We start from the raw sequence: 22490 nt of genomic DNA on the forward strand, positions 1-22490 counted from the left end.
GACCTGGACCGGCCCTATCGCCGGCAAGCCAGCTCCCACAGGTACAACACAGCCTTCAAGAGCAGTGATTTCCTGTGGGAGCTGGCTTGCCGGCGATAGGGCCGGTGAGGTCAGGCGCTCAATCTGGCCTGCGCCGCCAAGCGGTTGATTGCCGCATCCAGTTCGTCCAGTGCCTGCTGTGCCAGCGGGTTTTCCTGCTTGAGCAAGGTCTCGCTGCGCTGGCACGCGGCCCGCAACTGCGGCACGCCGCAATAACGCGAGGCGCCGTTCAGGCGGTGCACCTGTTCGATCAGGCCGTTGCGGTCGTCGGCCTCCCGGGCAGCGCGTATGGCTTCGCGGTCGGCTTCCAGCGAGGTCAGCAGCATGCTCAGCATATCCGCCGCCAGGTCCGCCTTGCCGGCGGCCAGGCGCAGGCCTTCCTCGGGGTCCAGCACCTTCAGGTCATCACCGTTGGCCAGTTGCTCGGCCAGGCGTTCCTGCTGTGGCGCGCCCAGGCTCAGGCCGGTCCATTTCATCACCACCTGGGCCAGCTGCCGTTCGCTGATCGGCTTGGTCAGGTAGTCGTCCATGCCACCGTGCAGCAACGCGCGCTTCTCGTTGGCCATGGCGTGGGCAGTGAGGGCGACGATCGGCAGCGGGTTGCCACTTTGGGTGTTTTCCCACAAGCGGATCTGCTCGGTGCAGGCGCGGCCGTCCATGCCGGGCATCTGCACGTCCATCAGCACCAGGTCGAACGGCTCGTCCTGCACCGCCTGCACCGCCGCATAGCCGTTGTCGACGGCCAGCACCTCGGCGCCCAGGTCTTCGAGCAGGGTCTGCACCAGCAGCAGGTTGGCGGGGTTGTCGTCGACGCAGAGGATCTTCGGCTGGCGCTGGCCGTTGACGCTGTTCACCTCGCCCTGCGGGCGGCGCGGTTGCACCAGTTCCAGCAACAGGCGGCGCAGTTTGCGCGTGCAGGTCGGCTTGGACAGCAACTGGCCATGGCCGTTGGGCAGGTACGGATGGTACAGCGCCTGCTCGGTGGTCGGGCACAGCACCACGCACTGGCAATGGTAGCGCTCGAGCTGCTGGTGGTAATGGCCCAGTTGCTCGGGCGACAGGTTGCCAAGGTTGGCCCCGAGCACGGCGAACTCGAACGGCAGGCCAGCCTGGCTGGCGGCCTGCACACCCTGCAGCAGCTGGTCGTAGGAGGCGAACAGGCTGACGCTGAGGCCGCAGTCTTCCAGCTGGTGTTCCAGCGCCTGGCGCGCCAGTTCGTGGCCGTCGACGATGGCCGCGCGGCGGCCCAGCAGCGGTTGCAGCGGCAACTCCTCGACACCATCGTGGGCCTTGGGCAGGTTGAGGCTGATCCAGAACTGCGAACCCTCGCCCGGGGTGCTGTCGACGCCGATCTCGCCGCCCATCTGCTCGATCAGGCGCTTGGAAATCACCAGCCCCAGGCCGGTGCCGCCGGGCTGGCGGGCCAGCGAGTTGTCGGCCTGGCTGAAGGCCTGGAACAGCGTACGCACATCCTGCGGCGACAGGCCGATGCCGGTGTCCTGCACGCTGATGCGCAGCTGTGCACTGTCTTCGTGTTCGTCTTCGAGCATGGCGCGCACGACGATGGTGCCTTCGCGGGTGAACTTGATGGCGTTGCTGACCAGGTTGGTAAGGATCTGCTTGAGCCGCAACGGGTCGCCGATCAACGACGACGGGGTATCGCGGTAGATCAGGCTGAGCAGCTCCAGCTGCTTGGCGTGGGCGGCCGGGGCGAGGATGGTCAGGGTGTCCTGGATCAGGTCGCGCAGGTTGAAGGGGATGCTGTCGAGCACCAGCTTGCCGGCTTCGATCTTGGAGAAGTCGAGGATCTCGTTGATGATCCCGAGCAAGTTGTCGGCGGACTTCTCGATGGTGCTCAGGTAGTCCAGCTGGCGCGGTGTCAGCTCGCTTTTCTGCAGCAGGTGGGTGAAACCGAGGATACCGTTGAGCGGGGTGCGGATTTCGTGGCTCATGTTGGCCAGGAATTCCGACTTGATGCGGCTGGCTTCCAGGGCTTCCTTGCGCGCCATGTCCAGCTCGATGTTCTGGATCTCGATGGTTTCCAGGTTCTGGCGCACGTCCTCGGTGGCCTGGTCGATGCTGTGCTGCAGCTCTTCGTGGGCGTTGTGCAGGGTTTCGGCCATGCGGTTGATGCCGCGCGCCAGCTCGTCCAGCTCATGGCTGCCCAGGGCTGGCAGGCGTTCCTCGAGGTGGCCGTCCTTGAGCTGGTTGACCGCGTGCTTGATGCGCTTGATCGGGTCGTTGATGGTACGGCTCATGCGCAGTGCCAGCAGGCCGCTGAGCACCAGGCAGGCGAGGATCAGCAGCAGGCTGGTGAACAGATTGCGGTAGCCGCGCAGCAGGGTGCCGTCGTGGGACAGCTCGATCTCGACCCAGCCCAGCAGGCGTTCGGATTCGGCCGGCACGGCATCGGTGGCCAGGTCGCGATGGTGGCCGAACACCGGCATCAGGTAGCGGGTGGCGTCATTGCCGCTGCGCTGCAGCAGCTGGGTGCCGCTGCCGCCGCTGGGTGGCTGGTTGAGCATGCTCGGGCCGGCGTGGGCCAGGCGCGTGCGGTCCGGGGCCAGGAAGGCGACCGCACGCACATCGGCCTGCTCCAGGGTTTGTGCGGCAATGCGCTCAAGTTGCGCCGGTGCCAGCTTGGCCATGGCGGGCGCGGCCAGTGGCGCCAGTTGCTCGGCGATCATCTTGCCGCGTTGCAGCAGCTGGGTGCGCAGGTCGTTCTGTTGCAGCCAGGTGAAGTAACTACCCAGCACCAGGGCCATCAGGCCGGCGGGCAGCAGGGCCAGCAGCAGGACCCGGCTGCGAATTCCCAAGCGATCGAGCACACTCGCCTCCTGTCATGTGCCTGGACGCCGTCAAGCGATGACGGCCAAGCCGGGAAGTTACTCCGCCTGCCGCGCTATTGCACCTCTTTAGTACGTGTTTTGCGCCCTTGCAGGGGCATTGGTCGCAGGGCGGTTGCCTGGCAGGCGCTGGATACTCAATAATTACGTAATTGAGAATGCATGGCAGTTGCCAATGAATCCTGTAGCTATTCACAACTCCAATATCCTCGCCATCGAGGATGACCCGGTCCTCGGTGCCTACCTGCACGAAGAGCTGCAGCGCGGCGGCTTCCAGGTGACCTGGTGCCGCAATGGCCTGGAGGGCCTGGAAACGGCGGGGCGCCAGGCTTTCGACGTGGTGCTCATGGACATCCTGCTGCCCGGGCTGAACGGCCTGGATGCCCTTGCGCAGTTGCGCAAGCGCAGCGCCACGCCGGTGATCCTGATGTCGGCGCTGGGCGCCGAGGCCGACCGCATCAGCGGTTTCCAGCGCGGTGCCGACGACTACCTGCCCAAGCCGTTCAGCATGGCCGAGCTGCAGGTACGCATCGAGGCCATCCTGCGCCGCGTCGCCCTCGAGCGGCGCCATCAAGCCCCGCAGGCGCGTGCCGGCAGCGGCGAACTGCAATACGACGAGGCGCTGTATGACGTGCGCCTGGAGGGTCGCCTGGCCGGCCTGACTCCCAGCGAATACCGCCTGCTCGACATCCTCAACCGCAACCTCGACGAAGTGCTGAGCAAGCCGTTCCTCTACCAGCAAGTGCTGCAGCGGGGCTATTCGCGGCATGACCGCAGCCTGGACATGCACGTCAGCCAGATCCGCCGCAAGCTCAAGGGTATCGGCTATCACGAACGGCAGATCCGCACCGTGTGGGGCAAGGGCTACGTACTCAGCGCCAGCGAGGCGGAGTGACCCATGCTCGACCGCCACTCGCTGTTCTGGAAACTGGCGATCCTGCTGGTGGGCTTCTGCCTGCTGATGATCGGCCTCAGCTACACCTGGGGCCGGCACATGGAAACCCAGAACGCCTTCCTCTCGGAACCGGCGCGGCAGGCCTTGCGTGGCTATGCTGCCGAGGCCGAGCAGGCCTGGCGCAGTGGTGGGCGGGCAGGGCTGGACCGTTGGGTGGCGGCGATGCACCAGCGCGAACGCGGCTGGGTTGGGGTGCTCGATCTCAACCTGCGGCCGCTGGACAGCGCCAGCCTCGACCCGCAGATCATGCAGCGGCTGACCCGCCTGCGCGGTGTCGACTGGCCGATGAGTCGGCGCAGCGTCGAGCAGCCGTGGCTGCGCATACCGTTCCCGGGTGCTCCGGAGCAGGGCCTGCTGGTGATCGAACTGCCGCAGCGCTTCAACCCCGGGCAGTATCGGATGCTATGGCGCATCGTCACCAACGGCATCATCCCCGGGCTGTTCACCCTGCTGTTGTGCGTGGGCCTTTACCGCATGCTGATCGTGCCGTTGAACCAGTTGCGCGAGCAGGCCAATGCCTGGCGCGCCGACCAGTTGTCGGCTCGCCTCGACCCACGCACCATCGCCCGGCATGACGAGCTGGGCGAACTGGCCCGGGCCTTCGACCAGATGGCCGAGCGGCTGCAGGGCACGGTAGCCATGCAGCAGCAGTTGCTGCGTGACCTGTCCCACGAAATGCGTACGCCACTCAGCCGGCTGCGGGTGGCCTGCGATGGCGAAACCGACCTGCAGCGCCTGCGTGAACGCCTGACGCGGGAGGTGGACTGCATGCAGCAGCTGGTCGAGGACACCCTGCAACTGGCCTGGCAGGACGCCGAACGTGCGCCGATGAACCTGGAGCCGATCGAGGTGCAGGCGCTGTGGGAGCTGCTGGCCGAGAATGCCAGCTATGAAAGCGGCTGGTCGCTGGCGCGGCTGCGCTGCGAGGTGCCGGCCGACTGCTGGGTGCAGGGCAACCTGAACCACCTGGCCCAGGCGCTGGAGAACCTGTTGCGCAATGCCATTCGTCATTCGCCGGCCGATGGTGTGGTGCGCCTCGGTGGGCAGCGTGAAGGCGGGTATTGGCGGTTGTGGCTGGAAGACGAAGGCGGTGGCGTGGCTGAAGAAGACCTGGAGCGGATCTTTGCACCGTTCTCGCGGCTGGACGGTTCGCGTCCCGGGGATGGCGGTTTCGGCCTGGGGCTGAGCATTGCCCGCAGTGCCATCCAGCGCCAGGGTGGCACCTTGTGGGCGCAGAATGGCAAACGCGGGCTGCGGTTGTGGATGAGATTGCCGTTACATGTGCCGGCCCCTTCGCGGGTGAACCCGCTCCCACAGGTTCATCACTACTCTTGAGGCCAGTGGAGTCCCTGTGGGAGCGGGTTCACCCGCGAAAGGGCCGGTACAGGCTATCCATATAGCTTGTAGCTATATTCACCACAGATTGCGTGATATGGCCGGGAAGGGTTTGCCGGTATGATAGGCACCCCTGCCGTCCGGATTGTGAAATACGCCATGACCTTGCAGTACCCAACCATCGCCGATTGCGTCGGCAATACGCCCCTGGTTCGCCTGCAGCGTATCGCTGGCGAAACCAGCAACACCCTCCTGCTCAAGCTCGAAGGTAACAATCCCGCCGGCTCGGTGAAGGACCGCCCGGCACTGTCGATGATCACCCGCGCCGAACTGCGCGGCCAGATCAAACCCGGCGACACCCTGATCGAAGCCACCTCCGGCAACACCGGCATCGCCCTGGCGATGGCTGCGGCGATCAAGGGCTACAAGATGATCCTGATCATGCCCGACAACTCCACCGCCGAGCGCAAGGCCGCCATGACCGCCTACGGCGCCGAGCTGATCCTGGTGACCAAGGAGGAGGGCATGGAAGGCGCCCGTGACCTGGCCGAGAAGCTGCAGGCCGAAGGCCGCGGCCTGGTGCTGGACCAGTTCGCCAACGGCGACAACCCCATCGCCCACTACAACAGCACCGGCCCCGAGATCTGGCAGCAGACCCAGGGCACCATCACTCATTTCATCAGCTCCATGGGTACCACCGGTACCATCATGGGCTGCTCGCAGTACCTCAAGGAACAGAACCCGGCGGTGCAGATCGTCGGCCTGCAACCAATGGAAGGCTCGGCCATTCCGGGCATCCGCCGCTGGCCCGAGGAATACCTGCCGAAAATCTTCGACGCCAGCCGTGTCGACCGCGTGGTCGACATGTCGCAGCAGGAAGCCGAGGAAACCACCCGCCGCCTTGCCCGTGAAGAGGGCATTTTCTGCGGCGTGTCTTCCGGTGGTGCAGTCGCGGCCATGCTGCGCCTGTCCCGCGAGGTGGAAAATGCCACGATGGTCGCCATCATCTGCGACCGCGGCGACCGTTACCTGTCCACCGGCCTGTTCGACCCGAGCTAAATGTCCAAGAAGAAAAGCAACAGCGGCCTGCGCTTCCAGCCGGCCGGCGGCAACCGCAGCCCCCAGGTCCCGGTGGGCAAGAAGCAGCGCCTGGAAATCGAGCGCCTGGCCGGTGACGGCCGGGGCATTGCCTTCCACGAAGGGCGCACCTGGTTCGTCAGTGGCGCCCTGGCCGGCGAGGCCGTGGAGGCGCGGGTGCTCAATGCCCGCGGCAAAGTGGTCGAGGCCCGCCTTGAGCGCCTGCTGCAGGCCAGCCCCGAGCGCCGTCAGGCACCATGCCGGTATTACGAGCGCTGCGGTGGCTGCAACCTGCAGCACCTGCCGCATGAAGCGCAACTGGCGCTCAAGCAGCGCACCCTGGCCGAGCAGCTGCAGCGGGTGGCCGGCGTGCAGCCCGAGGAATGGGCCGCACCGCTGAGCGGGCCGGAGTTCGGTTACCGGCGCCGCGCCCGCGTGGCCGTGCGCTGGGACGCCAAGGCGCGCCAGCTGGAGGTCGGCTTCCGCGCCGAAGCCAGCCAGGACATCATTGCCATCGACGATTGCGCGGTGCTGGTACAGCCCTTGCAATCGATTCTGCGCCACTTGCCGACCGTGCTGCGCTCGCTGAGCAAGCCGCAGGCGCTGGGCCATGTGGAACTGTTCAGCGGCACTGCCGAGGCGCTGCTGGTGCGCCATGTCGCGCCGTTGCCGGCTGAAGACCTGGCCAGGCTGCAGGCGTTCTGCGAGCAGGCCAATGCCCAGCTGTGGCTGCAGGGCGAAGGTGAGCCGGCGCCAGTGGACCCGGCCGCGCAACTGGGCTTTGCCCTGGCGCCCTGGCAGCTGGAACTGGCCTGGCGCCCGGGTGACTTTGTGCAGGTGAATGCCCAGGTCAACACGGCGATGATCGAGCAGGCCCTGGCCTGGCTGGCACCCCAGGCCGACGAGCGCGTGCTGGACCTGTTCTGCGGCCTGGGCAACTTCGCCCTGCCGCTGGCCCGCCAGGCGCGCGAGGTGGTTGCAGTGGAAGGTGTGCAGGCCATGGTCGATCGGGCCGCGGCCAATGCCCGGAACAACAATGTGCATAACGCACGGTTTTTTCAGGCCGATTTATCGCAGCCTTTGGCGGGCGCCGGATGGGCCGCCGAGGGCTTTTCTGCGGTACTCTTGGATCCACCGCGCGACGGTGCTTTCGAGGTGGTGCAAGGCATCGCCCGCCTCAAGGCCAGAAGGCTGGTCTATGTATCGTGCAACCCGGCCACGCTGGCGCGAGACGCCCAGGTGCTGGTCGGCCAGGGGTACCGGTTAAAAAGGGCCGGGATTCTCGACATGTTTCCTCAGACGGCGCATGTCGAGGCCATGGCGTTATTCGAAGCGGGCTAGCTGACTGGCCCCTTGGTGCGGCTTTCACGGAAGGGTGGCCGCACGGTGATTGCCAGCGCACCCGCGTGGTGCGCTGTATGGAAAGGTAAAACAAAGATGGTACAGGTGAGAGTGCACCAGCCGGTCAACACCGACGGCAGTATCAATCTCGAAGCATGGTTGGACCATGTGGTAAGCGTCGATTCGGCACTGGATCGCGCAGCGCTGAAAGAGGCCTGCGAGTTTGCCCATGAGGTCGAGAAAAAGGGCAACCCGGCCAAGCATTCCTGGGCGGACGGTACGTCCAGCTTCCAGGCAGGCCTGGAGATTGCCGAAATCCTCGCCGACCTCAAGCTCGACCAGGATTCCCTGGTGGCGGCGGTCATCTACCGCTCGGTGCGTGAGGGCAAGGTGACCCTTGCCGAGGTCAGCCAGCGCTTTGGCCCGGTGGTGTCCAAGCTGATCGACGGTGTGCTGCGCATGGCTGCGATCAGCGCCAGCCTTAGCCCGCGCCAATCGCTGGTGCTGGGTTCGCAGGCGCAGGTCGAGAACCTGCGCAAGATGCTCGTGGCCATGGTCGACGACGTGCGCGTGGCACTGATCAAGCTGGCCGAGCGTACCTGCGCGATCCGTGCGGTCAAGGCCGCCGACGACGAGAAACGCCTGCGTGTCGCGCGCGAGGTGTTCGACATCTATGCGCCGCTGGCGCACCGCCTGGGTATCGGCCACATCAAGTGGGAGCTGGAAGACCTGTCCTTCCGCTACCTCGAACCCGACCAGTACAAACAGATTGCCAAGCTGCTGCACGAGCGTCGGCTGGACCGCGAGCGCTTCATCAGCGAGGTGATGAACCAGCTGCAGAACGAGCTGCTGGCCACTGGCGTCAAGGCTGACATCAGCGGCCGGGCGAAACATATCTATTCGATCTGGCGCAAGATGCAGCGCAAAGGCCTGGAATTCAGCCAGATCTACGACGTGCGCGCGGTCCGCGTGCTGGTGCCGGAAATCCGCGACTGCTACACCGCGCTGGGCATCGTGCACACCCTGTGGCGGCATATTCCCAAGGAGTTCGACGACTACATCGCCAACCCCAAGGAGAACGGCTATCGCTCGCTGCACACCGCGGTGATCGGCCCCGAGGGCAAGGTGCTGGAAGTGCAGATCCGTACCCACGGCATGCACGAGGAAGCCGAGCTTGGGGTTTGCGCCCACTGGCGTTACAAAGGCACCGACGTCAAGTCCAGTTCCAACCATTACGAAGAGAAGATCTCCTGGCTACGCCAGGTGCTGGAGTGGCACGAAGAGCTGGGCGACATCGGTGGCCTGGCCGAGCAGCTGCGGGTCGACATCGAGCCGGACCGGGTCTACGTGTTCACCCCGGACGGCCACGCCATCGACTTGCCAAAGGGTGCCACGCCGCTGGACTTCGCCTACCGCGTGCACACCGAAATCGGCCACAACTGCCGCGGCGCCAAGATCAACGGGCGCATCGTGCCGCTCAACTACAGCCTGCAGACCGGCGAGCAGGTCGAGATCATCACCAGCAAGCATGGCAACCCCAGCCGTGACTGGTTGAACTCCAACCTGGGCTACGTCACCACCTCGCGGGCGCGGGCCAAGATCGTGCACTGGTTCAAGCTGCAGGCGCGCGACCAGAACGTCGCGGCCGGCAAGACCTTGCTCGAACGCGAGCTCAGCCGCCTGGGCCTGCCGCAGGTGGATTTCGAGCGCCTGGCCGAGAAGACCAACGTCAAGACCGCCGAGGACATGTTCGCCTCGCTCGGTGCTGGCGACCTGCGCCTGGCGCACCTGGTCAATGCCGCCCAGCAGCTGCTGGAGCCCGAGCGCATCGAGCAGATCGAACTGGTACCGCGCAAGCCTACCGGGCCACGTACCGGCAAGCGTGGCGACATCCAGATCCAGGGCGTCGGCAACCTGCTGACGCAGATGGCTGGCTGCTGCCAGCCGCTGCCAGGTGACGCCATCGTCGGCTACATCACTCAGGGCCGCGGCGTGAGCATCCACCGCCAGGACTGCGCCTCGGTGCTGCAGTTGGCGGGCAAGGAACCGGAGCGCATGATCCAGGTAAGCTGGGGGCCGATCCCGGTGCAGACCTACCCGGTCGACATCGTCATCCGTGCCTACGACCGCCCGGGCTTGCTGCGCGATGTGTCACAAGTGCTGCTGAACGAGAAGATCAACGTGCTGGCGGTGAACACCCGCTCGAACAAGGAAGACAACACCGCGCTGATGTCGCTGACCATCGAGATTCCAGGCCTGGATGCGCTGGGGCGCCTGCTGGGGCGGATCTCGCAGTTGCCGAATATCATCGAGACGCGGCGTAATCGCACCCCTTGATAAACTGGATTGGGGCCGCTGTGCGGCCCATCGCCGGCAAGCCAGCTCCCACAGGTACTCCGCAGGCCTCAAGTCCTGTGCAATACCTGTGGGAGCTGGCTTGCCGGCGATCGGGGGCAAAGCCCCCGCCGAGGAATAGCTGACCATGACCTACACCCTCGAAGACCTGCTGCACCTCATGGCCCGCCTGCGCGACCCGCAGTACGGCTGCCCGTGGGACCTGAAGCAGAACTACGCGAGCATCGTCCCGCACACCATCGAAGAGGCCTACGAGGTTGCCGACACCATCGAGCGTGGCGACTTCGAGCACCTGCAAGGTGAGCTGGGCGACCTGCTGTTCCAGGTGGTCTACTACAGCCAGCTGGCCCGCGAGGAAGGGCGTTTCGAGTTCGACGGCGTGGTCGACAGCATCACCCGCAAGCTCATTCGCCGTCACCCGCATGTATTCCCCACCGGCGAGCTGTACGCGCCGGTGGACACCCCCAGCCTGAGCGAGGCCCAGGTCAAGTCACGCTGGGAAGAAATCAAGGCTGAAGAGCGGGCGGAAAAGAGCCAGCCCGAACAGCTGTCGCTGCTCGACGACGTACCAGCGGCATTGCCGGCGTTGTCGCGGGCAGCCAAACTGCAAAAGCGCGCGGCCACGGTCGGTTTCGACTGGCCTGCGGCATTGCCGGTGCTGGACAAGGTCCGCGAAGAGCTGGACGAAGTGCTGCAGGCCATGGCCGACGGCGATGCCGATGCGCTCGAGGATGAAATCGGCGACCTGCTGTTTGCCGCCGTCAACCTGGCCCGCCACCTCAAGCATGACCCGGAACACGCCCTGCGCCGTGCCAATCGCAAGTTCGAGCGGCGTTTCCGCTTCATCGAACAGGCATTGCGCGACAGTGGCCGACCCATCGAAGATTGTAACCTTGACGAACTGGATGCCCTTTGGGGTGAAGCCAAACGTCAGGAAAAGAACCTGCCCAGCTGCGGCTGAGCTGTTGCATAAGTGAGTGAACATTCATGAGCCTTTCCCTTCGCGACCAACTGCTCAAAGCCGGTCTGGTCAACCAGAAACAGGTTTCCCAGGCCAACAAGGCCGAGAAGAAACAGAAACGCCTGGAGCACAAAGGCCAGGTCGAGGTGGACGACAGCCAGCAGCGCTTGGCCAAGGAAGCCATGGCCGAGAAAGCCAAGCGTGACCAGGAGCTGAACCGCCAGCAGCAGGAAAAAGCCGAGCAGAAGGCCCGCGCCGCGCAGATCAAGCAGTTGATCGAAGCGACTCGCCTGCCGAAGCTGAGCACCGAGGACTACTACAACTTCGTCGACGACAAGAAGGTCAAGCGCATTGCCGTCAATGCCCTGATGCGGACCAAGTTGAGCAATGGCGCGCTGGCCGTGGTGTCGTTTGCCGGCGGTTACGAGGTGATCCCTCGTGAGGCGGCGGTGAAGATCCAGGAGCGCGACCCCAACCGTATCCTGTTGCTGAATACCCATGTCGAGGAAGCGGACGAGGACGACCCGTACGCGGCCTACAAGATCCCTGATGATCTGATGTGGTAACCACGAAAAACCCCGCCTTGGCGGGGTTTTTCATTTGAAGATGGAACATTGCGTGGCGCGCTGGTTTTCCAGGTTTTCCAGCTCTGTACGGTACTGGTGTGCTTCATGTTCGTTGTGGAACATCCCCACCAGCTGGCCCTGTTGGTGCACATCCCAGATCCGCACACCAGCGGTCAGGGTTTCGTGGGACATTTTCGATTCGTCGCGTTCGGTTACTTGGACTGTCATCGTTAAACTCCACTGCTTCAGTTGGCTGCGACACTGTGTCGCACAACCTCTTTATAGAGTTTGTTAGCAGGCTAAGTAAATAAAACCGGCATGAAACAAGTTTCATGGAAGCTGAAAGGTGTATTGCCTGGGCTGGCCCTATCGCCGGCAAGCCAGCTCCCACAGGTACTGCACAAGGGCTCAGGCTCTGAGGTCCCTGTGGGAGCTGGCTTGCCGGCGATAGGGCCAGTACAGACAGGCCAGAAACGTCAGGCAGAAAAAAGCCCCGCACAAGGCGGGGCTTCGGGTACTGCTGGCAGCGCTGGCTCAGTTGCCCTTCACCGGCTTGCCATCGACCGTGCCATCCTGCAGCACGATCACGTATTCCTTGCCATCGGTCTCGACCTGGCGCAGTTGCACCAGCAGGTAGTCCCAGTTCTTGGCGAACCACAGCTCGGTGATGCGCTTGCTCTGGCTTGGGTCGCGCACGCGCTCGACCTTCACCGCATCGACCTGGCCGGTCTTGGTAGTGACCTTTTCGGTGCCCAGCACGCGGAAGTCGTAGGTGTCGATCTCGTCACCGTCGACTACCTGGTAGGTCATGCTCTTCTTGCCGGCGGCCACGTCATGCTGCAGGGCCAGCTGGTAGGACGACTTGTCCAGCACGCCACGGTTCAGCGGCAGGCTGATGGCATCGCCACGGTCGCTGCCGGTGACCTTCTTGCTGTTCCAGTCGAAGGTCAGGTCGACCTTCTTGGCCTTGCCCAGGCCGCCACGCTCGAAGTGATACTTCTGCGGCAGCAGGGTGTCGTTGTCCAGGCGCAGGGTGCTTTGCTCGGTCAGGCTGGCGATCATCATGGAAGCCTTGAAGTTAAGGTCCCAGGTACCGTTGGCATTCTTGACCAGGCTGCGTTCGGCGGTGCCGCTCATGGGCAGTTGCTTCCAGTCTGCGGTGTAGCTGGCCGAGAAAGGCTTCAGATCAGCTGCCTGGAGGGGCAGGGCGAGCACGGCGAGAGCCAAGAGCAGGGCGCGACGCATAAATTCTCCTAGGATCGAATCAAGTGACCGCTGGCCGCCAGGGGCTGGCCATCCAGTAATGCACCCTGTTCGCCAAGGCGCAAGCGCCCTTCGGCGAACCAGCGCACCGCCAGCGGGTAGATCAGGTGTTCCTGGCGGTGTACCCGCTGGGCCAGGCTTTCGACGGTGTCGTCAGACGCCACCGGAACCACAGCCTGTACGACCAGTGGGCCGCCATCGAGTTCCTCAGTCACGAAGTGTACGCTGCAGCCGTGCTCGGCGTCGCCTGCCTCCAGCGCCCGGCGGTGGGTATGCAGGCCCTTGTACTTGGGCAGCAGCGACGGGTGGATGTTGAGCAGGCGGCCCTGGTAGTGGCGCACGAAGTCGCCACTGAGGATGCGCATGAAACCGGCCAGCACCACCAGGTCTGGGGCGAAGGCGTCGATGCGCGCCATCAGCGCGGCATCGAAGGCTTCACGGCCGTCGAACTGGGTGTGCTCGAGCACGACGCTGTCGATGCCGGCCGCCGCGGCGCGTTGCAGGCCGTAGGCATCGGCGCGGTTGGAAACCACCGCACGGATGCGCACCGGGCTGTCCTGGCCTTGGCAGCTGTCGATCAGGGCTTGCAGGTTGCTGCCGGAGCCCGACAGCAGTACCACTACATTGCAGGTCTTGCTTGGCATCAGTGTGCCTTGAGGTTCTGCAGCTCGACCTGGGCAGCGCCCTCGGCGGCTTCGGCGATGTGGCCGATCACCCATGGCTGCTCGCCAGCGGCGCGCAGTTCGTTCAGGGCAGCTTCTACCTGATCCTGGGCCACGCAGATGACCATGCCGACGCCGCAGTTCAGCACGCGGTGCATTTCATGCTCGTCGACGTTGCCTTTTGCCTGCAGGAAGTCGAACACCGCCGGGCGCTGCCAGCTGGCCACGTCGATGACCGCCTGGGCGTTGGCCGGCAGTACGCGCGGGATGTTGTCCAGCAGGCCGCCACCGGTGATGTGGGCCATGGCCTTGACCGCGCCGGTGTTCTTGATCAGTTGCAGCAGCGGCTTGACGTAGATGCGGGTCGGCGCCATCAGCAGGTCGGTCAGTGGCTTGCCGTCGAGCTGGGTGTTCTCGATGTCGGTGGCGGACACTTCGAGGATCTTGCGGATCAGCGAGTAGCCGTTGGAGTGCGGGCCCGAGGACGGCAGGGCGATCAGTGCGTCGCCGGTGGCAACCTTGGAGCCGTCGATGATCTCGGCCTTTTCCACCACGCCGACGCAGAAGCCGGCCAGGTCGTAGTCTTCGCCTTCGTACATGCCAGGCATTTCGGCGGTTTCACCACCGACCAGCGAGCAGCCGGCCAGTTCGCAACCGGCACCGATGCCGGTGACCACGGTGGCGGCCACGTCGACGTTCAGTTTGCCGGTGGCATAGTAGTCGAGGAAGAACAGCGGCTCGGCGCCGCACACTACCAGGTCGTTGACGCACATGGCGACCAGGTCCTGGCCGATGCTGTCGTGCTTGTTCAGGTTCAGTGCCAGGCGCAGCTTGGTGCCGACGCCGTCGGTGCCGGAGACCAGCACCGGCTGCTTGTAGCCGGCCGGGATCTCGCAGAGGGCGCCGAAGCCGCCCAGGCCACCCATGACTTCAGGGCGTGCGGTGCGTTTTGCCACGCCCTTGATGCGTTCGACCAGTGCTTCGCCGGCGTCGATGTCTACACCGGCGTCCTTGTAGCTCAGGGAGGGTTGCTTGCTCATTGATCCAGGCCTTTAGGAGGGAGGGATTCTTAAAAACGACCATGACGGCCAAGGCCGGCTGGTAAGCGGCGGCTGCCTGAAACGTCAGTGGTCTGTGAAGGCGCGCGATTTTATCAGGGTTGCCGGGCAGCGGCCATCCTCAGGCCGACGGGCAGGTGCCGAAAGCATTAAAAAAACATCCTTTCACGGGCCGCGACTGGTTGCCGCGCGGGTGGCTGTATAAGGTATAGGAAAGGTGGCAGGCAGAAATGCCCGGTGCCACGGAGCATTTCTTGCCCGTGGCGGTCACAGCCTGCAGGTAGCGCCACGTCGCTCCATGTGTTCTGGACAGGAATCCTCCATGCGTCTTTTCAATATTCTGGCAGTCGGTTGCCTGGCCCTGATCTCGGCCACTGCCCAGGCTGAAAGTGTCTCCGGCCTGTACCAGGTGCGCGAACCGGTATCCGGGCAGGGCGCCGAAGCCCGTGCCGCGGCTACCGCCCAGGCCCTCGATACCCTGGTAACGCGCCTGACCGGCGACCCCAAGGCAGCGCAAAGCCCGGCATTGGCCGGGCTGCGCAAGGACCCGCAGCAAATCATCAACCAGGTCGCCAGCGAAGCCGGGCCACCCGAGTCGGTGCTGGTCGAGTTCGACCCGGGCAGTACCGAACGGGCCTTGCGCAAGGCCGGCCTGGCCTTGTGGGGCAGCAACCGCCCCTCGATCCTCGGCTGGTGGCTGAACGACAGTGCCGAAGGCAGCAACCTGGTCGGTGACGGCCAGGCCAGTGCCCAACCCCTGCGCCGCGCCGCGCAGCACCGTGGCCTGCCGTTGCGCCTGCCGCTGGCCGACCTGCAGGAGCAACTGGTGGCCAATGCCGAGCAGATCGAAGGCAGCGACCCTGCGGCGCTGCGCGAAGCCTCAGGGCGCTACGGCGCCGATGCCTTGCTGGCGGTGCATGCCCGGGAAGCCGACGGCAAGTGGCAGGGCAAATGGCAGCTGTGGCTGGGTGACCAGCGTGAACAAGGCACTGCCGAAGGTGCCGACCCGGCAGCACTGGCCGACGCCGTGATGCTGGCGCTCAGCAGCCGCCTGGCGCCGCGCTACGTCACCCGCCCGGGCGCCAGCAGCCAGTTGCAGGTGCAAGTGCAGGGGATGAACCTGCAGCGCTACGCCGAGCTGGCCCGCGTGCTCGAACCCTTTGGCCCGCGCCTGCAGATGGCCGAAGGCAGCACCCTGACCTACGGCGTGACCGCCAACCGCGAACAGCTGCGCGCCCAGCTTGGCCTGGCCAAGCTGCAGGAAGTACCGGTAGAGCAGGCGCCCGCTGTGCAGCCCCCTCCAGCTCCGGCAGACGCTGCCGGCGCTGGGCAACCAGTGCCGGCCCAGCCAGCACCCAAGCCGTTCGACGGTTTGCGTTTTCGCTGGTAAGGGGAGCACACCGTGACCGACGTACGTCGTTGGATCTGGCTGGGCGTTGCCCTGCTGGTCGCCGTGCTGCTTTACAGCCTGCACAATATTCTTACCCCGTTCCTGGTCGGCATCCTGCTGGCCTACCTGGCCGACCCGCTGGTCGACCGCCTGGAGCGCCTGGGGCTGTCGCGCACCTGGGGCGTGGTGGTGGTTTTCGGCCTGTTTACCTTGCTGTTGCTGGCCTTGCTGCTGGTATTGGTGCCGCTGCTGGCCAAGCAGCTGGTGCGCCTGTACGAACTGGCGCCGCAGATGCTCGACTGGCTCGAGCACGTGGCGCTGCCCTGGGTGCAGAGCCGCCTGGGCCTGGCTGACGGCTTCTGGAAGTTCGACAAGATCAAGGCCGCCATCGGCACGCACATGGGCCAGACCACCGATATCGTCGGCGTGCTGCTGTCCCATGCCACTGCATCGAGCCTGGCGCTGATGGCCTGGCTGGCCAACATGGTGCTGATCCCGGTGGTGGGCTTCTATCTGCTACGCGACTGGGACCTGATGATGGCCAAGCTGCGTGGCCTGTTGCCGCGCCAGCGTGAGCCGCAAGTGATGGGCCTGGCGGGCGAATGCCATGAAGTGCTGGGGGCGTTCGTGCGCGGGCAATTGATGGTGATGGTGGCCCTGGGCATCATCTATTCGGCCGGGCTGATGCTGGTGGGGCTGGAGCTGGGGCTGCTGATCGGCATGCTCGCCGGGCTGGCTGCCATCGTGCCGTACATGGGCTTCATCATAGGTATCGGCGCGGCCTTGGTGGCTGGCCTGTTCCAGTTCGGCGGCGACCTGTACCCGATGCTGGGCATCGTCGCGGTGTTCATGGTCGGGCAGGCGCTGGAAGGCATGGTGCTGACCCCGCTGCTGGTCGGTGACCGTATCGGCCTGCACCCGGTGGCGGTGATCTTCGCGATCCTGGCCGGCGGTGAGCTGTTCGGCTTTACCGGGGTGTTGCTGGCGCTGCCGGTGGCGGCGGTGATCATGGTGCTGCTGCGGCATGTACATGACCTGTACAAGGAATCGGACATGTATGCCGGGGATATCGACCCGGAGTTGTGATCCCGGGGCCGCGTTGCGGCCCTTCGCGGGCTTGCCCGCTCCCACAGGTGTGTCGCTGAGGCCATGATTTACGCGCCCCCTGTGGGAGCGGGCAAGCCCGCGAAGGGCTGCAAAGCAGCCCCAAAACAGCCAAAAAAAGTCGCAACTCGTTGATTTTACTTGTGCTATCCGCTGCCGTGATTGTGCGCCCCGCGCTGCGGGTATAGACTTTGCACATTGTTCACCAAAGGCCCCCTGCGGTCCTGTCGACCGCCCGCGAGCATGAAACCACCGATCCAGTTGCCCCTGGGTGTGCGCCTGCGCGATGACGCCACCTTCATCAACTACTATCCGGGCGCCAATGCCGCGGCATTGGGCTACGTCGAGCGGCTATGCGAAGCCGACGCCGGCTGGACCGAGAGCCTTATCTACCTGTGGGGCAAGCAAGGTGTTGGCCGTACCCACCTGCTACAGGCCGCCACCCACCGCTTCCAGCAACGCGGCGAGCCAGCCGTCTACCTGCCACTGGCGCAATTGCTCGATCGTGGCGTAGAGCTGCTCGACTACCTGGCCCAGTACGAACTGGTGTGCATCGACGACCTGCACGTGATCGCCGGCAAGGCTGATTGGGAAGAGGCCATGTTCCACCTGTTCAACCGCCTGCGTGACAGCGGCCGGCGCCTGCTGCTGGCTGCCTCGGCATCGCCGCGCGAACTGCCGATCAAGCTGCCCGACCTGAAGTCGCGGCTGACCCTGGCCCTGGTGTTCCAGATGCGTGGCCTGTCCGACGAAGACAAGCTTCGTGCCCTGCAACTGCGTGCTTCGCGCCGTGGCCTGCACCTTACCGACGAAGTCGGTCACTTCATCCTCACCCGTGGCGCACGCAGCATGAGTGCGTTGTTCGACCTGCTCGAACGTCTCGACCAGGCCTCGTTGCAGGCACAACGCAAGCTCACCATCCCGTTCCTCAAGGAAACCCTGGGTTGGTAACCCCGAAAACGCTGGGCCAGAGCGGCAAAACAAAAAAGTCACATCTTTTTCGATAAAATTTGCAAATGGCAATGATAGAGGGCATAGTTTCACCCTTCTAAAGGATTACAGACACGGTCGTGCCCATGCTGAAGCGCTTCGCACCCCTCGTGCCACTCGCACTCGTGACCCTGCTTTTTGGCTGCGCGGCCCAAGGCCCAGCTTCTCATTCAGAGCCGCAGCCCCAGGATCACTCCCCGATCGCCGCACAATCGGCGTTCAAGGCCAAAGCCTCGTCCTCGTCGGTATTCGGCGAGCCGGAAGAGCTGGCCACCGAAGATGACCTGGAGGCTTTCTCCAGCAGCAAGCCTTATCAGTTGCCAGCTCTGGCTGACAGCATTCTCGAGCGAGGCATGTCGCTGATCGGCACCCGCTACCGCTTCGGTGGTACCTCGGAGAAGTCCGGCTTCGACTGCAGTGGTTTCATCGGCTACCTGTTCCGCGAAGAGGCGGGCGTGACCCTGCCGCGTTCCACGCGTGAAATGATCAACGTCGATGCCCCGAAAGTGGCCCGCAACAAGCTCAAGCCAGGTGACCTGCTGTTCTTCAGCACCAATGGTCGCGGCCGCGTGAGCCATGCCGGCATCTACCTGGGTGACAACCAGTTCATCCATTCAAGCAGCCGCCGCAGTGGTGGCGTGCGCATCGACAGCCTCGGTGACCGCTACTGGAGCAAGACCTTCATCGAAGCCAAGCGTGCCTTGGCCATGGCGCCGACCACCAATATCGCGCGCAACTGATAGCAAAATGATATATCCTGCCGCGGCGGCGATGCTTTGAAAAAAGCTCGCCGCCGTGCGCATTTATAGAAAGCGTCTAATCTAAATTCTCAATTCTTTTCGGCTGCGGCCCAGCGGACTCAGACAGGATGTTCTGGCCATGGTAAAGATGGCGCGCTTCGCATTTCTCTCCTTGGCAGCCTTGCTGGCTGCCTGCTCCAGCCGTGCGCCTGCGCCGGCCCCTGTGGTACAGCCGCAGGTAACCTATAGCCAGCCCAGCCCTTCGCCGATTGCCGATGACGTGCTGATGCGTGCTATCGGCCTGGTGGGCACACCTTATCGCTGGGGCGGCAACACACCGGACTCCGGTTTCGATTGCAGTGGTCTGATCAAGTACGTTTACCGTGATGCTGCCGGCATAAGCCTGCCGCGTTCGACGCGTGAGATGATCGTCATGCGCGCGCCAACCGTGGATGCCAAGTCGCTGCAATCCGGTGACCTGGTGTTCTTCGCCACCAGTGGCGGCTCGCAGGTCAGCCATGCTGGCATTTATGTGGGGGAAGGGCGCTTCGTGCATGCACCCTCCAGCGGCGGCACGGTGCGTCTTGACTACCTGTCCAACAGCTACTGGGCCAAGGCTTACCTGCAGGCCAAGCGCGTCATTCCGCAAGGGCATCTGGCGCAGAACCCCTGAGGACAGGCGGGGCTTTGCTTACCCGCCAGACCACATTGCCGACATCATCGGCTACCAGCACGCCGCCACGCCCGTCGGTGATTACGCCGACCGGGCGCCCTTGGGCCTTGCCATGCTCATCCAGAAAACCGGTAAGCAGGTCCACAGGCTTGCCCGAGGGTTTTCCTGACGGGTCGAACGGTACGAAAATCACCTTGTAGCCACTGTGTGGCTTGCGGTTCCACGACCCGTGCTGGCCTACGAATGCCCCTTGTTCGAAGGGCGGTGGTAGCCCATTTGGTTCGGCGAATGCCAGCCCCAGCGATGCCGTGTGAGGGCCCACGGCGTAGTCGGGCACCAGCGCCTGGGCCACTTTTTCAGGCGCTGGTGGTTGCACGCGCTCGTCCACGTGGCGGCCGTAGTAGCTGTAGGGCCAACCATAGAAACCGCCGTCCTTCACGGAAGTGATGTAGTCCGGTACCAGATCGCTACCGATCTCGTCACGCTCGTTGACTGCCGTCCACAACGCGCCGCTGTGCGGCTCCCAGGCCAGGCCGTTAGGGTTGCGCAGGCCGGTGGCGAACAGGCGGTGCTGGCCGCTGGCGGGGTCCACTTCCCAGATCGCGGCGCGTCCCTGTTCCTTGTCCATACCGTTTTCGCCTACGTTGCTGTTGGAGCCGACCGTCACGAAAAGCTTCTTACCATCGGGGCTGGCGATGACGTTCTTGGTCCAGTGATGGTTGAGCGGCCCGCCTGGCAACTCGACTACCGGCTGGCCTTCATTGCGAATTTGCATGGCACCGGGCTCGTAGTGAAAGCGCAGCAGCCTGTCGGTGTTGGCGACGTAGAGATCCTTGCCGACCAGGGCCATGCCGAACGGTGAGTTGAGCTCTTCGATGAAGGTCGTGCGGATTTCAGCCACCCCGTCGTGGTCGGCATCCCGTAGCAGGGTAATGCGGTTGGCGCTGGGCACGCCTGCACCTGCCCGCTTCATCACCTTCTTCATGACCCAACCGCGCAGGCCCTTGCCATCTTCGGGTTTGGGCGGGGCATTGGTTTCAGCTACCAGCACGTCGCCGTTGGGCAGCAGGTATAGCCAGCGAGGGTGGTCGAGCCCGCTGGCGAACGCTTTCACCTGAGTGCCTGGTGCTGCTTCGGGCTTGACGTCCTTGGGCCAGCCCACTGCCGGTGCGATATTCACAGTGGGGAGGGTGGTCTTGACTGGAGCAGGCAGCTGGGGCGTTGGGCCACTGCCGTCGAGTACATTCAGCAGGGCGGTTTCGCCGCAGGCAGTCAGGCTGGCGGCCAATAACCAAGGCATCAGGTGTTTCATGGGTGGCATCCTCCTAAGAAGGCCTATGGAACTGAGAGGTCGGCGGCGTTCGCCGGGTTCCCGGGAACCATCCAACTGCCGTTGCCGTTGCCGTTGCCGTTGCCGTTGCCGTTGCTTTTGCTTTTGCTTCTAAGCGCGCGATAGTTCAGGCGCCGCCGATTGCGACTTCAGGAGGCCGAGCGAAGGGACTGCGGAGGGAGGTGACGGGCATGGATGCCCGTCAAGCGCTGAGGCCCCATGGATGGGGCCTGCAGCGCGTACTCCCGGGAGCAGGCCCGTAGCGAGGGAACCCCGGAGCGCAGCGTAGGGGCCGGATGATAGGAGCCAGCGTTTTTTGGTTACTTTTTGTCGCGTTTGACAAAAAGTGACCCGCCGTAAGGGCGGAAAGGTGATTAAGCGCCACCTTCGCAAATGAATGTTGACCTTGTTGTTGATGCCCACGCTTGAAAGCGAAGAGCGAAGAGCGAAGAGCGAAGAGCGAAGAGCGAAGAGCGAAGAGCGGAAAAGTACTGGTCTTGATCTCGCGCATAGTCCATTTACGATGGCGACGCTTACTCACCTTTTCGCCCTTACGGCGAGTCACTTTTTGTCAAACGCGACAAAAAGTAACCAAAAAACGCTGCGCTCCCATCATCCGGCCCCTGCGCTACGCTACGGGGTTCCCTCGCGCCGGTCTTGCTCCCGGGAGGACGCGCTGCAGGCCCCATCCATGGGGCCTCAGCGCTTGACGGGCATCCATGCCCGTCACCTCCCTCCGCAAGACCTCTGCTCGGCCTCCTGAAGTCGCGAAGATCAAGATCAAGATCAAGATCAAGATCAAGAGCAAGAGCAAGAGCAAGAGCAAAAATCGTCAGAAACCGCAGCCGTGTAATACCAGTAATCGGAATTGGCTCCTCATGATGGCTGTGCCTGGGGCACCTGCGGTGGCTCGCTTCACTACGACAGGAGACTTAAATGGGGCTCTGTGGGAGCGGGCGCGCCCGCGAACACCGGCGCAGCCGGTGCCAGCCACCGCGCTGGATTCTTCGCGGGCACGCCCGCTCCCACAGAAACCACGTCGCGCTTGCGAAACGAGTTCCGGTCCCGGCCCGAAGTTGCTTCAAGCCTGCTTGAGCAACAACGCTACCCCCGGGAAATACTGCCCCAGCTCGTTGTGCAATTTGCGATAGGCATACGGGAAGTACCAGGCGATGGCACAGGCGGTATGTTTCTGCAGATCGTCGACCAGGTCCTGCAGTTCCTCGGGGCTGGCATGCTGGCCAGCCTTCCACGGGCTGATGAACAGCGCACCGGCTTTCAACTGGCTGGGGTAGGCCACCTGGCGCGCGAGGGCAGCGGTCTGCTGCAGAGCGTCGGCCATGTCCAGCCGGGCAACTTTTGGCCAGCGCTGGCTGACACTGAGGTACAGCGCTTCATCGGCACTACTGATCGACAGGTCGCAGCGCCCTTCGTGTTCGCCTTCGTCGCGCTGCTTCTTGCCGGCAAACTGCTGCAGCGCCGCCAGTTCGGCCTGCCACGCCGCTGCGGCAAGCAGCCCGGTATTGGCCGCGGCGCCATGCCAGTAAGGGGCTTCGGCATCGCCGGCAAACTGGTTGAAGCGGTCGATACAGTCGCCCCAGCGCTCCAGCACCGGGGCGAGAAACTCCAGGCGCGGGTTGTTGATGATCTGGCCTCGCATGCTGCGCTCTCCTGTTATCGTTGTGATCGCGTTCAGCTGAAAGTGATGGCTATGTGATATCACTGTATTCAGTGTGGCACAACCAGGTGAATTGGCCATTACCCGGGCGGTGCCTGTTCGACTGCAAAGCGGTCCGCTTCGATTG

General features: G+C 64.1%; 19 protein-coding genes. 12 read left to right on the plus strand and 7 right to left on the minus strand.

Annotated features, from left to right (window positions below):
• Positions 1 to 110 precede the first annotated feature (110 nt).
• On the minus strand, positions 111 to 2867 hold the full coding sequence (locus ABX298_RS16745; protein WP_286919185.1) for a response regulator: 2757 nt from the start codon (positions 2865 to 2867) through the stop codon (positions 111 to 113).
• Between the two features lie 193 nt (positions 2868 to 3060).
• Here ABX298_RS16745 and ABX298_RS16750 point away from each other — a divergent pair, with 193 nt between their 5' ends.
• From ABX298_RS16750 to ABX298_RS16780, 7 genes are all read left to right on the plus strand, one after another.
• Positions 3061 to 3780 carry a response regulator transcription factor gene (locus ABX298_RS16750; RefSeq protein ID WP_085619258.1) on the plus strand — a complete coding sequence of 240 codons (720 nt, stop codon included), beginning with the start codon at positions 3061 to 3063 and terminating at the stop codon, positions 3778 to 3780.
• 3 nt (positions 3781 to 3783) lie between these two features.
• Positions 3784 to 5175, plus strand: a complete 1392-nt coding sequence (locus tag ABX298_RS16755) for a sensor histidine kinase (RefSeq protein WP_286101178.1) — start codon at positions 3784 to 3786, stop codon at positions 5173 to 5175.
• 159 nt (positions 5176 to 5334) lie between these two features.
• Positions 5335 to 6234, plus strand: a complete 900-nt coding sequence (cysM, locus tag ABX298_RS16760) for a cysteine synthase CysM (RefSeq protein WP_025338011.1) — start codon at positions 5335 to 5337, stop codon at positions 6232 to 6234.
• Positions 6235 to 7593 carry a 23S rRNA (uracil(1939)-C(5))-methyltransferase RlmD gene (gene rlmD / locus ABX298_RS16765; protein ID WP_061551293.1) on the plus strand — a complete coding sequence of 453 codons (1359 nt, stop codon included), beginning with the start codon at positions 6235 to 6237 and terminating at the stop codon, positions 7591 to 7593.
• A gap of 96 nt (positions 7594 to 7689) precedes the next feature.
• The gene (gene relA, locus ABX298_RS16770; RefSeq protein WP_015269231.1) at positions 7690 to 9930 is read left to right on the plus strand and encodes a GTP diphosphokinase; all 2241 of its coding nucleotides are present in this window, start codon (positions 7690 to 7692) and stop codon (positions 9928 to 9930) included.
• A 145-nt stretch (positions 9931 to 10075) separates the two neighbouring features.
• Positions 10076 to 10909, plus strand: a complete 834-nt coding sequence (gene mazG, locus ABX298_RS16775; protein WP_025338013.1) for a nucleoside triphosphate pyrophosphohydrolase — start codon at positions 10076 to 10078, stop codon at positions 10907 to 10909.
• A 26-nt stretch (positions 10910 to 10935) separates the two neighbouring features.
• Positions 10936 to 11475, plus strand: coding sequence for a DUF2058 domain-containing protein (locus tag ABX298_RS16780; protein WP_025338014.1), 540 nt, complete (start codon positions 10936 to 10938; stop codon positions 11473 to 11475).
• A gap of 30 nt (positions 11476 to 11505) precedes the next feature.
• Here the strand turns inward: ABX298_RS16780 and ABX298_RS16785 are convergent, their stop codons facing one another.
• The 4 genes from ABX298_RS16785 to purM all read right to left on the minus strand — a co-directional run bounded on the left by ABX298_RS16785 (position 11506) and on the right by purM (position 14440).
• Positions 11506 to 11703 (minus strand): hypothetical protein, encoded by a 198-nt coding sequence (locus ABX298_RS16785; RefSeq protein ID WP_367393354.1) that lies wholly within the window; start codon positions 11701 to 11703, stop codon positions 11506 to 11508.
• 306 nt (positions 11704 to 12009) lie between these two features.
• A complete protein-coding gene (locus tag ABX298_RS16790) occupies positions 12010 to 12720 on the minus strand; it encodes a DUF3108 domain-containing protein (RefSeq protein ID WP_025338015.1) in 711 nt (236 codons plus the stop codon).
• 8 nt (positions 12721 to 12728) lie between these two features.
• Positions 12729 to 13382: a phosphoribosylglycinamide formyltransferase gene (gene purN / locus ABX298_RS16795; protein ID WP_025338016.1), complete on the minus strand. Its 654-nt coding sequence runs from the start codon at positions 13380 to 13382 to the stop codon at positions 12729 to 12731.
• The gene (purM, locus tag ABX298_RS16800; RefSeq protein ID WP_085593182.1) at positions 13382 to 14440 is read right to left on the minus strand and encodes a phosphoribosylformylglycinamidine cyclo-ligase; all 1059 of its coding nucleotides are present in this window, start codon (positions 14438 to 14440) and stop codon (positions 13382 to 13384) included. The genes purN and purM overlap by 1 nt, the downstream gene beginning before the upstream one ends.
• A gap of 340 nt (positions 14441 to 14780) precedes the next feature.
• Between purM and ABX298_RS16805 the strand changes: the two genes are divergently transcribed.
• From ABX298_RS16805 to ABX298_RS16825, 5 genes are all read left to right on the plus strand, one after another.
• Complete coding sequence (locus tag ABX298_RS16805; protein WP_085593180.1) at positions 14781 to 15848, plus strand: DUF2066 domain-containing protein; 1068 nt, start codon at positions 14781 to 14783, stop codon at positions 15846 to 15848.
• A gap of 12 nt (positions 15849 to 15860) precedes the next feature.
• On the plus strand, positions 15861 to 16934 hold the full coding sequence (locus ABX298_RS16810; RefSeq protein WP_085665678.1) for an AI-2E family transporter: 1074 nt from the start codon (positions 15861 to 15863) through the stop codon (positions 16932 to 16934).
• Positions 16935 to 17195: 261 nt separating this feature from the next.
• Positions 17196 to 17903, plus strand: a complete 708-nt coding sequence (gene hda, locus ABX298_RS16815; protein ID WP_015269238.1) for a DnaA regulatory inactivator Hda — start codon at positions 17196 to 17198, stop codon at positions 17901 to 17903.
• A gap of 125 nt (positions 17904 to 18028) precedes the next feature.
• A complete protein-coding gene (locus tag ABX298_RS16820) occupies positions 18029 to 18682 on the plus strand; it encodes a C40 family peptidase (protein ID WP_084785065.1) in 654 nt (217 codons plus the stop codon).
• 139 nt (positions 18683 to 18821) lie between these two features.
• Positions 18822 to 19355 carry a C40 family peptidase gene (locus ABX298_RS16825; protein ID WP_013971371.1) on the plus strand — a complete coding sequence of 178 codons (534 nt, stop codon included), beginning with the start codon at positions 18822 to 18824 and terminating at the stop codon, positions 19353 to 19355.
• Here ABX298_RS16825 and ABX298_RS16830 read toward each other — a convergent pair.
• Together ABX298_RS16830 and ABX298_RS16835 are read right to left on the minus strand one after the other, a co-directional pair.
• Positions 19321 to 20667 carry a sorbosone dehydrogenase family protein gene (locus tag ABX298_RS16830; RefSeq protein ID WP_286101862.1) on the minus strand — a complete coding sequence of 449 codons (1347 nt, stop codon included), beginning with the start codon at positions 20665 to 20667 and terminating at the stop codon, positions 19321 to 19323. The genes ABX298_RS16825 and ABX298_RS16830 overlap by 35 nt on opposite strands.
• A 1099-nt stretch (positions 20668 to 21766) precedes the next feature.
• Positions 21767 to 22345 carry a hypothetical protein gene (locus tag ABX298_RS16835; protein ID WP_085619516.1) on the minus strand — a complete coding sequence of 193 codons (579 nt, stop codon included), beginning with the start codon at positions 22343 to 22345 and terminating at the stop codon, positions 21767 to 21769.
• Positions 22346 to 22490: the final 145 nt, after the last annotated feature.

The organism is Pseudomonas sp. X4 (genome assembly GCF_040784925.1).
Taxonomy (GTDB): Bacteria; Pseudomonadota; Gammaproteobacteria; order Pseudomonadales; family Pseudomonadaceae; genus Aquipseudomonas; species Aquipseudomonas putida_Z.

What these genes read in the sequence shown, in the direction of transcription:
- ABX298_RS16750 (WP_085619258.1), top strand. Translation starts at nt 3,061, where the DNA reads ATGAATCCTGTAGCTATTCACAACTCCAATATCCTCGCCATCGAGGAT.
- ABX298_RS16755 (WP_286101178.1), top strand. Translation starts at nt 3,784, where the DNA reads ATGCTCGACCGCCACTCGCTGTTCTGGAAACTGGCGATCCTGCTGGTG.
- cysM (WP_025338011.1), top strand. Translation starts at nt 5,335, where the DNA reads ATGACCTTGCAGTACCCAACCATCGCCGATTGCGTCGGCAATACGCCC.
- rlmD (WP_061551293.1), top strand. Translation starts at nt 6,235, where the DNA reads ATGTCCAAGAAGAAAAGCAACAGCGGCCTGCGCTTCCAGCCGGCCGGC.
- relA (WP_015269231.1), top strand. Translation starts at nt 7,690, where the DNA reads ATGGTACAGGTGAGAGTGCACCAGCCGGTCAACACCGACGGCAGTATC.
- mazG (WP_025338013.1), top strand. Translation starts at nt 10,076, where the DNA reads ATGACCTACACCCTCGAAGACCTGCTGCACCTCATGGCCCGCCTGCGC.
- ABX298_RS16780 (WP_025338014.1), top strand. Translation starts at nt 10,936, where the DNA reads ATGAGCCTTTCCCTTCGCGACCAACTGCTCAAAGCCGGTCTGGTCAAC.
- ABX298_RS16785 (WP_367393354.1), bottom strand. Translation starts at nt 11,703, where the DNA reads ATGACAGTCCAAGTAACCGAACGCGACGAATCGAAAATGTCCCACGAA.
- ABX298_RS16790 (WP_025338015.1), bottom strand. Translation starts at nt 12,720, where the DNA reads ATGCGTCGCGCCCTGCTCTTGGCTCTCGCCGTGCTCGCCCTGCCCCTC.
- purN (WP_025338016.1), bottom strand. Translation starts at nt 13,382, where the DNA reads ATGCCAAGCAAGACCTGCAATGTAGTGGTACTGCTGTCGGGCTCCGGC.
- purM (WP_085593182.1), bottom strand. Translation starts at nt 14,440, where the DNA reads ATGAGCAAGCAACCCTCCCTGAGCTACAAGGACGCCGGTGTAGACATC.
- ABX298_RS16805 (WP_085593180.1), top strand. Translation starts at nt 14,781, where the DNA reads ATGCGTCTTTTCAATATTCTGGCAGTCGGTTGCCTGGCCCTGATCTCG.
- hda (WP_015269238.1), top strand. Translation starts at nt 17,196, where the DNA reads ATGAAACCACCGATCCAGTTGCCCCTGGGTGTGCGCCTGCGCGATGAC.
- ABX298_RS16820 (WP_084785065.1), top strand. Translation starts at nt 18,029, where the DNA reads ATGCTGAAGCGCTTCGCACCCCTCGTGCCACTCGCACTCGTGACCCTG.
- ABX298_RS16825 (WP_013971371.1), top strand. Translation starts at nt 18,822, where the DNA reads ATGGTAAAGATGGCGCGCTTCGCATTTCTCTCCTTGGCAGCCTTGCTG.
- ABX298_RS16830 (WP_286101862.1), bottom strand. Translation starts at nt 20,667, where the DNA reads ATGAAACACCTGATGCCTTGGTTATTGGCCGCCAGCCTGACTGCCTGC.
- ABX298_RS16835 (WP_085619516.1), bottom strand. Translation starts at nt 22,345, where the DNA reads ATGCGAGGCCAGATCATCAACAACCCGCGCCTGGAGTTTCTCGCCCCG.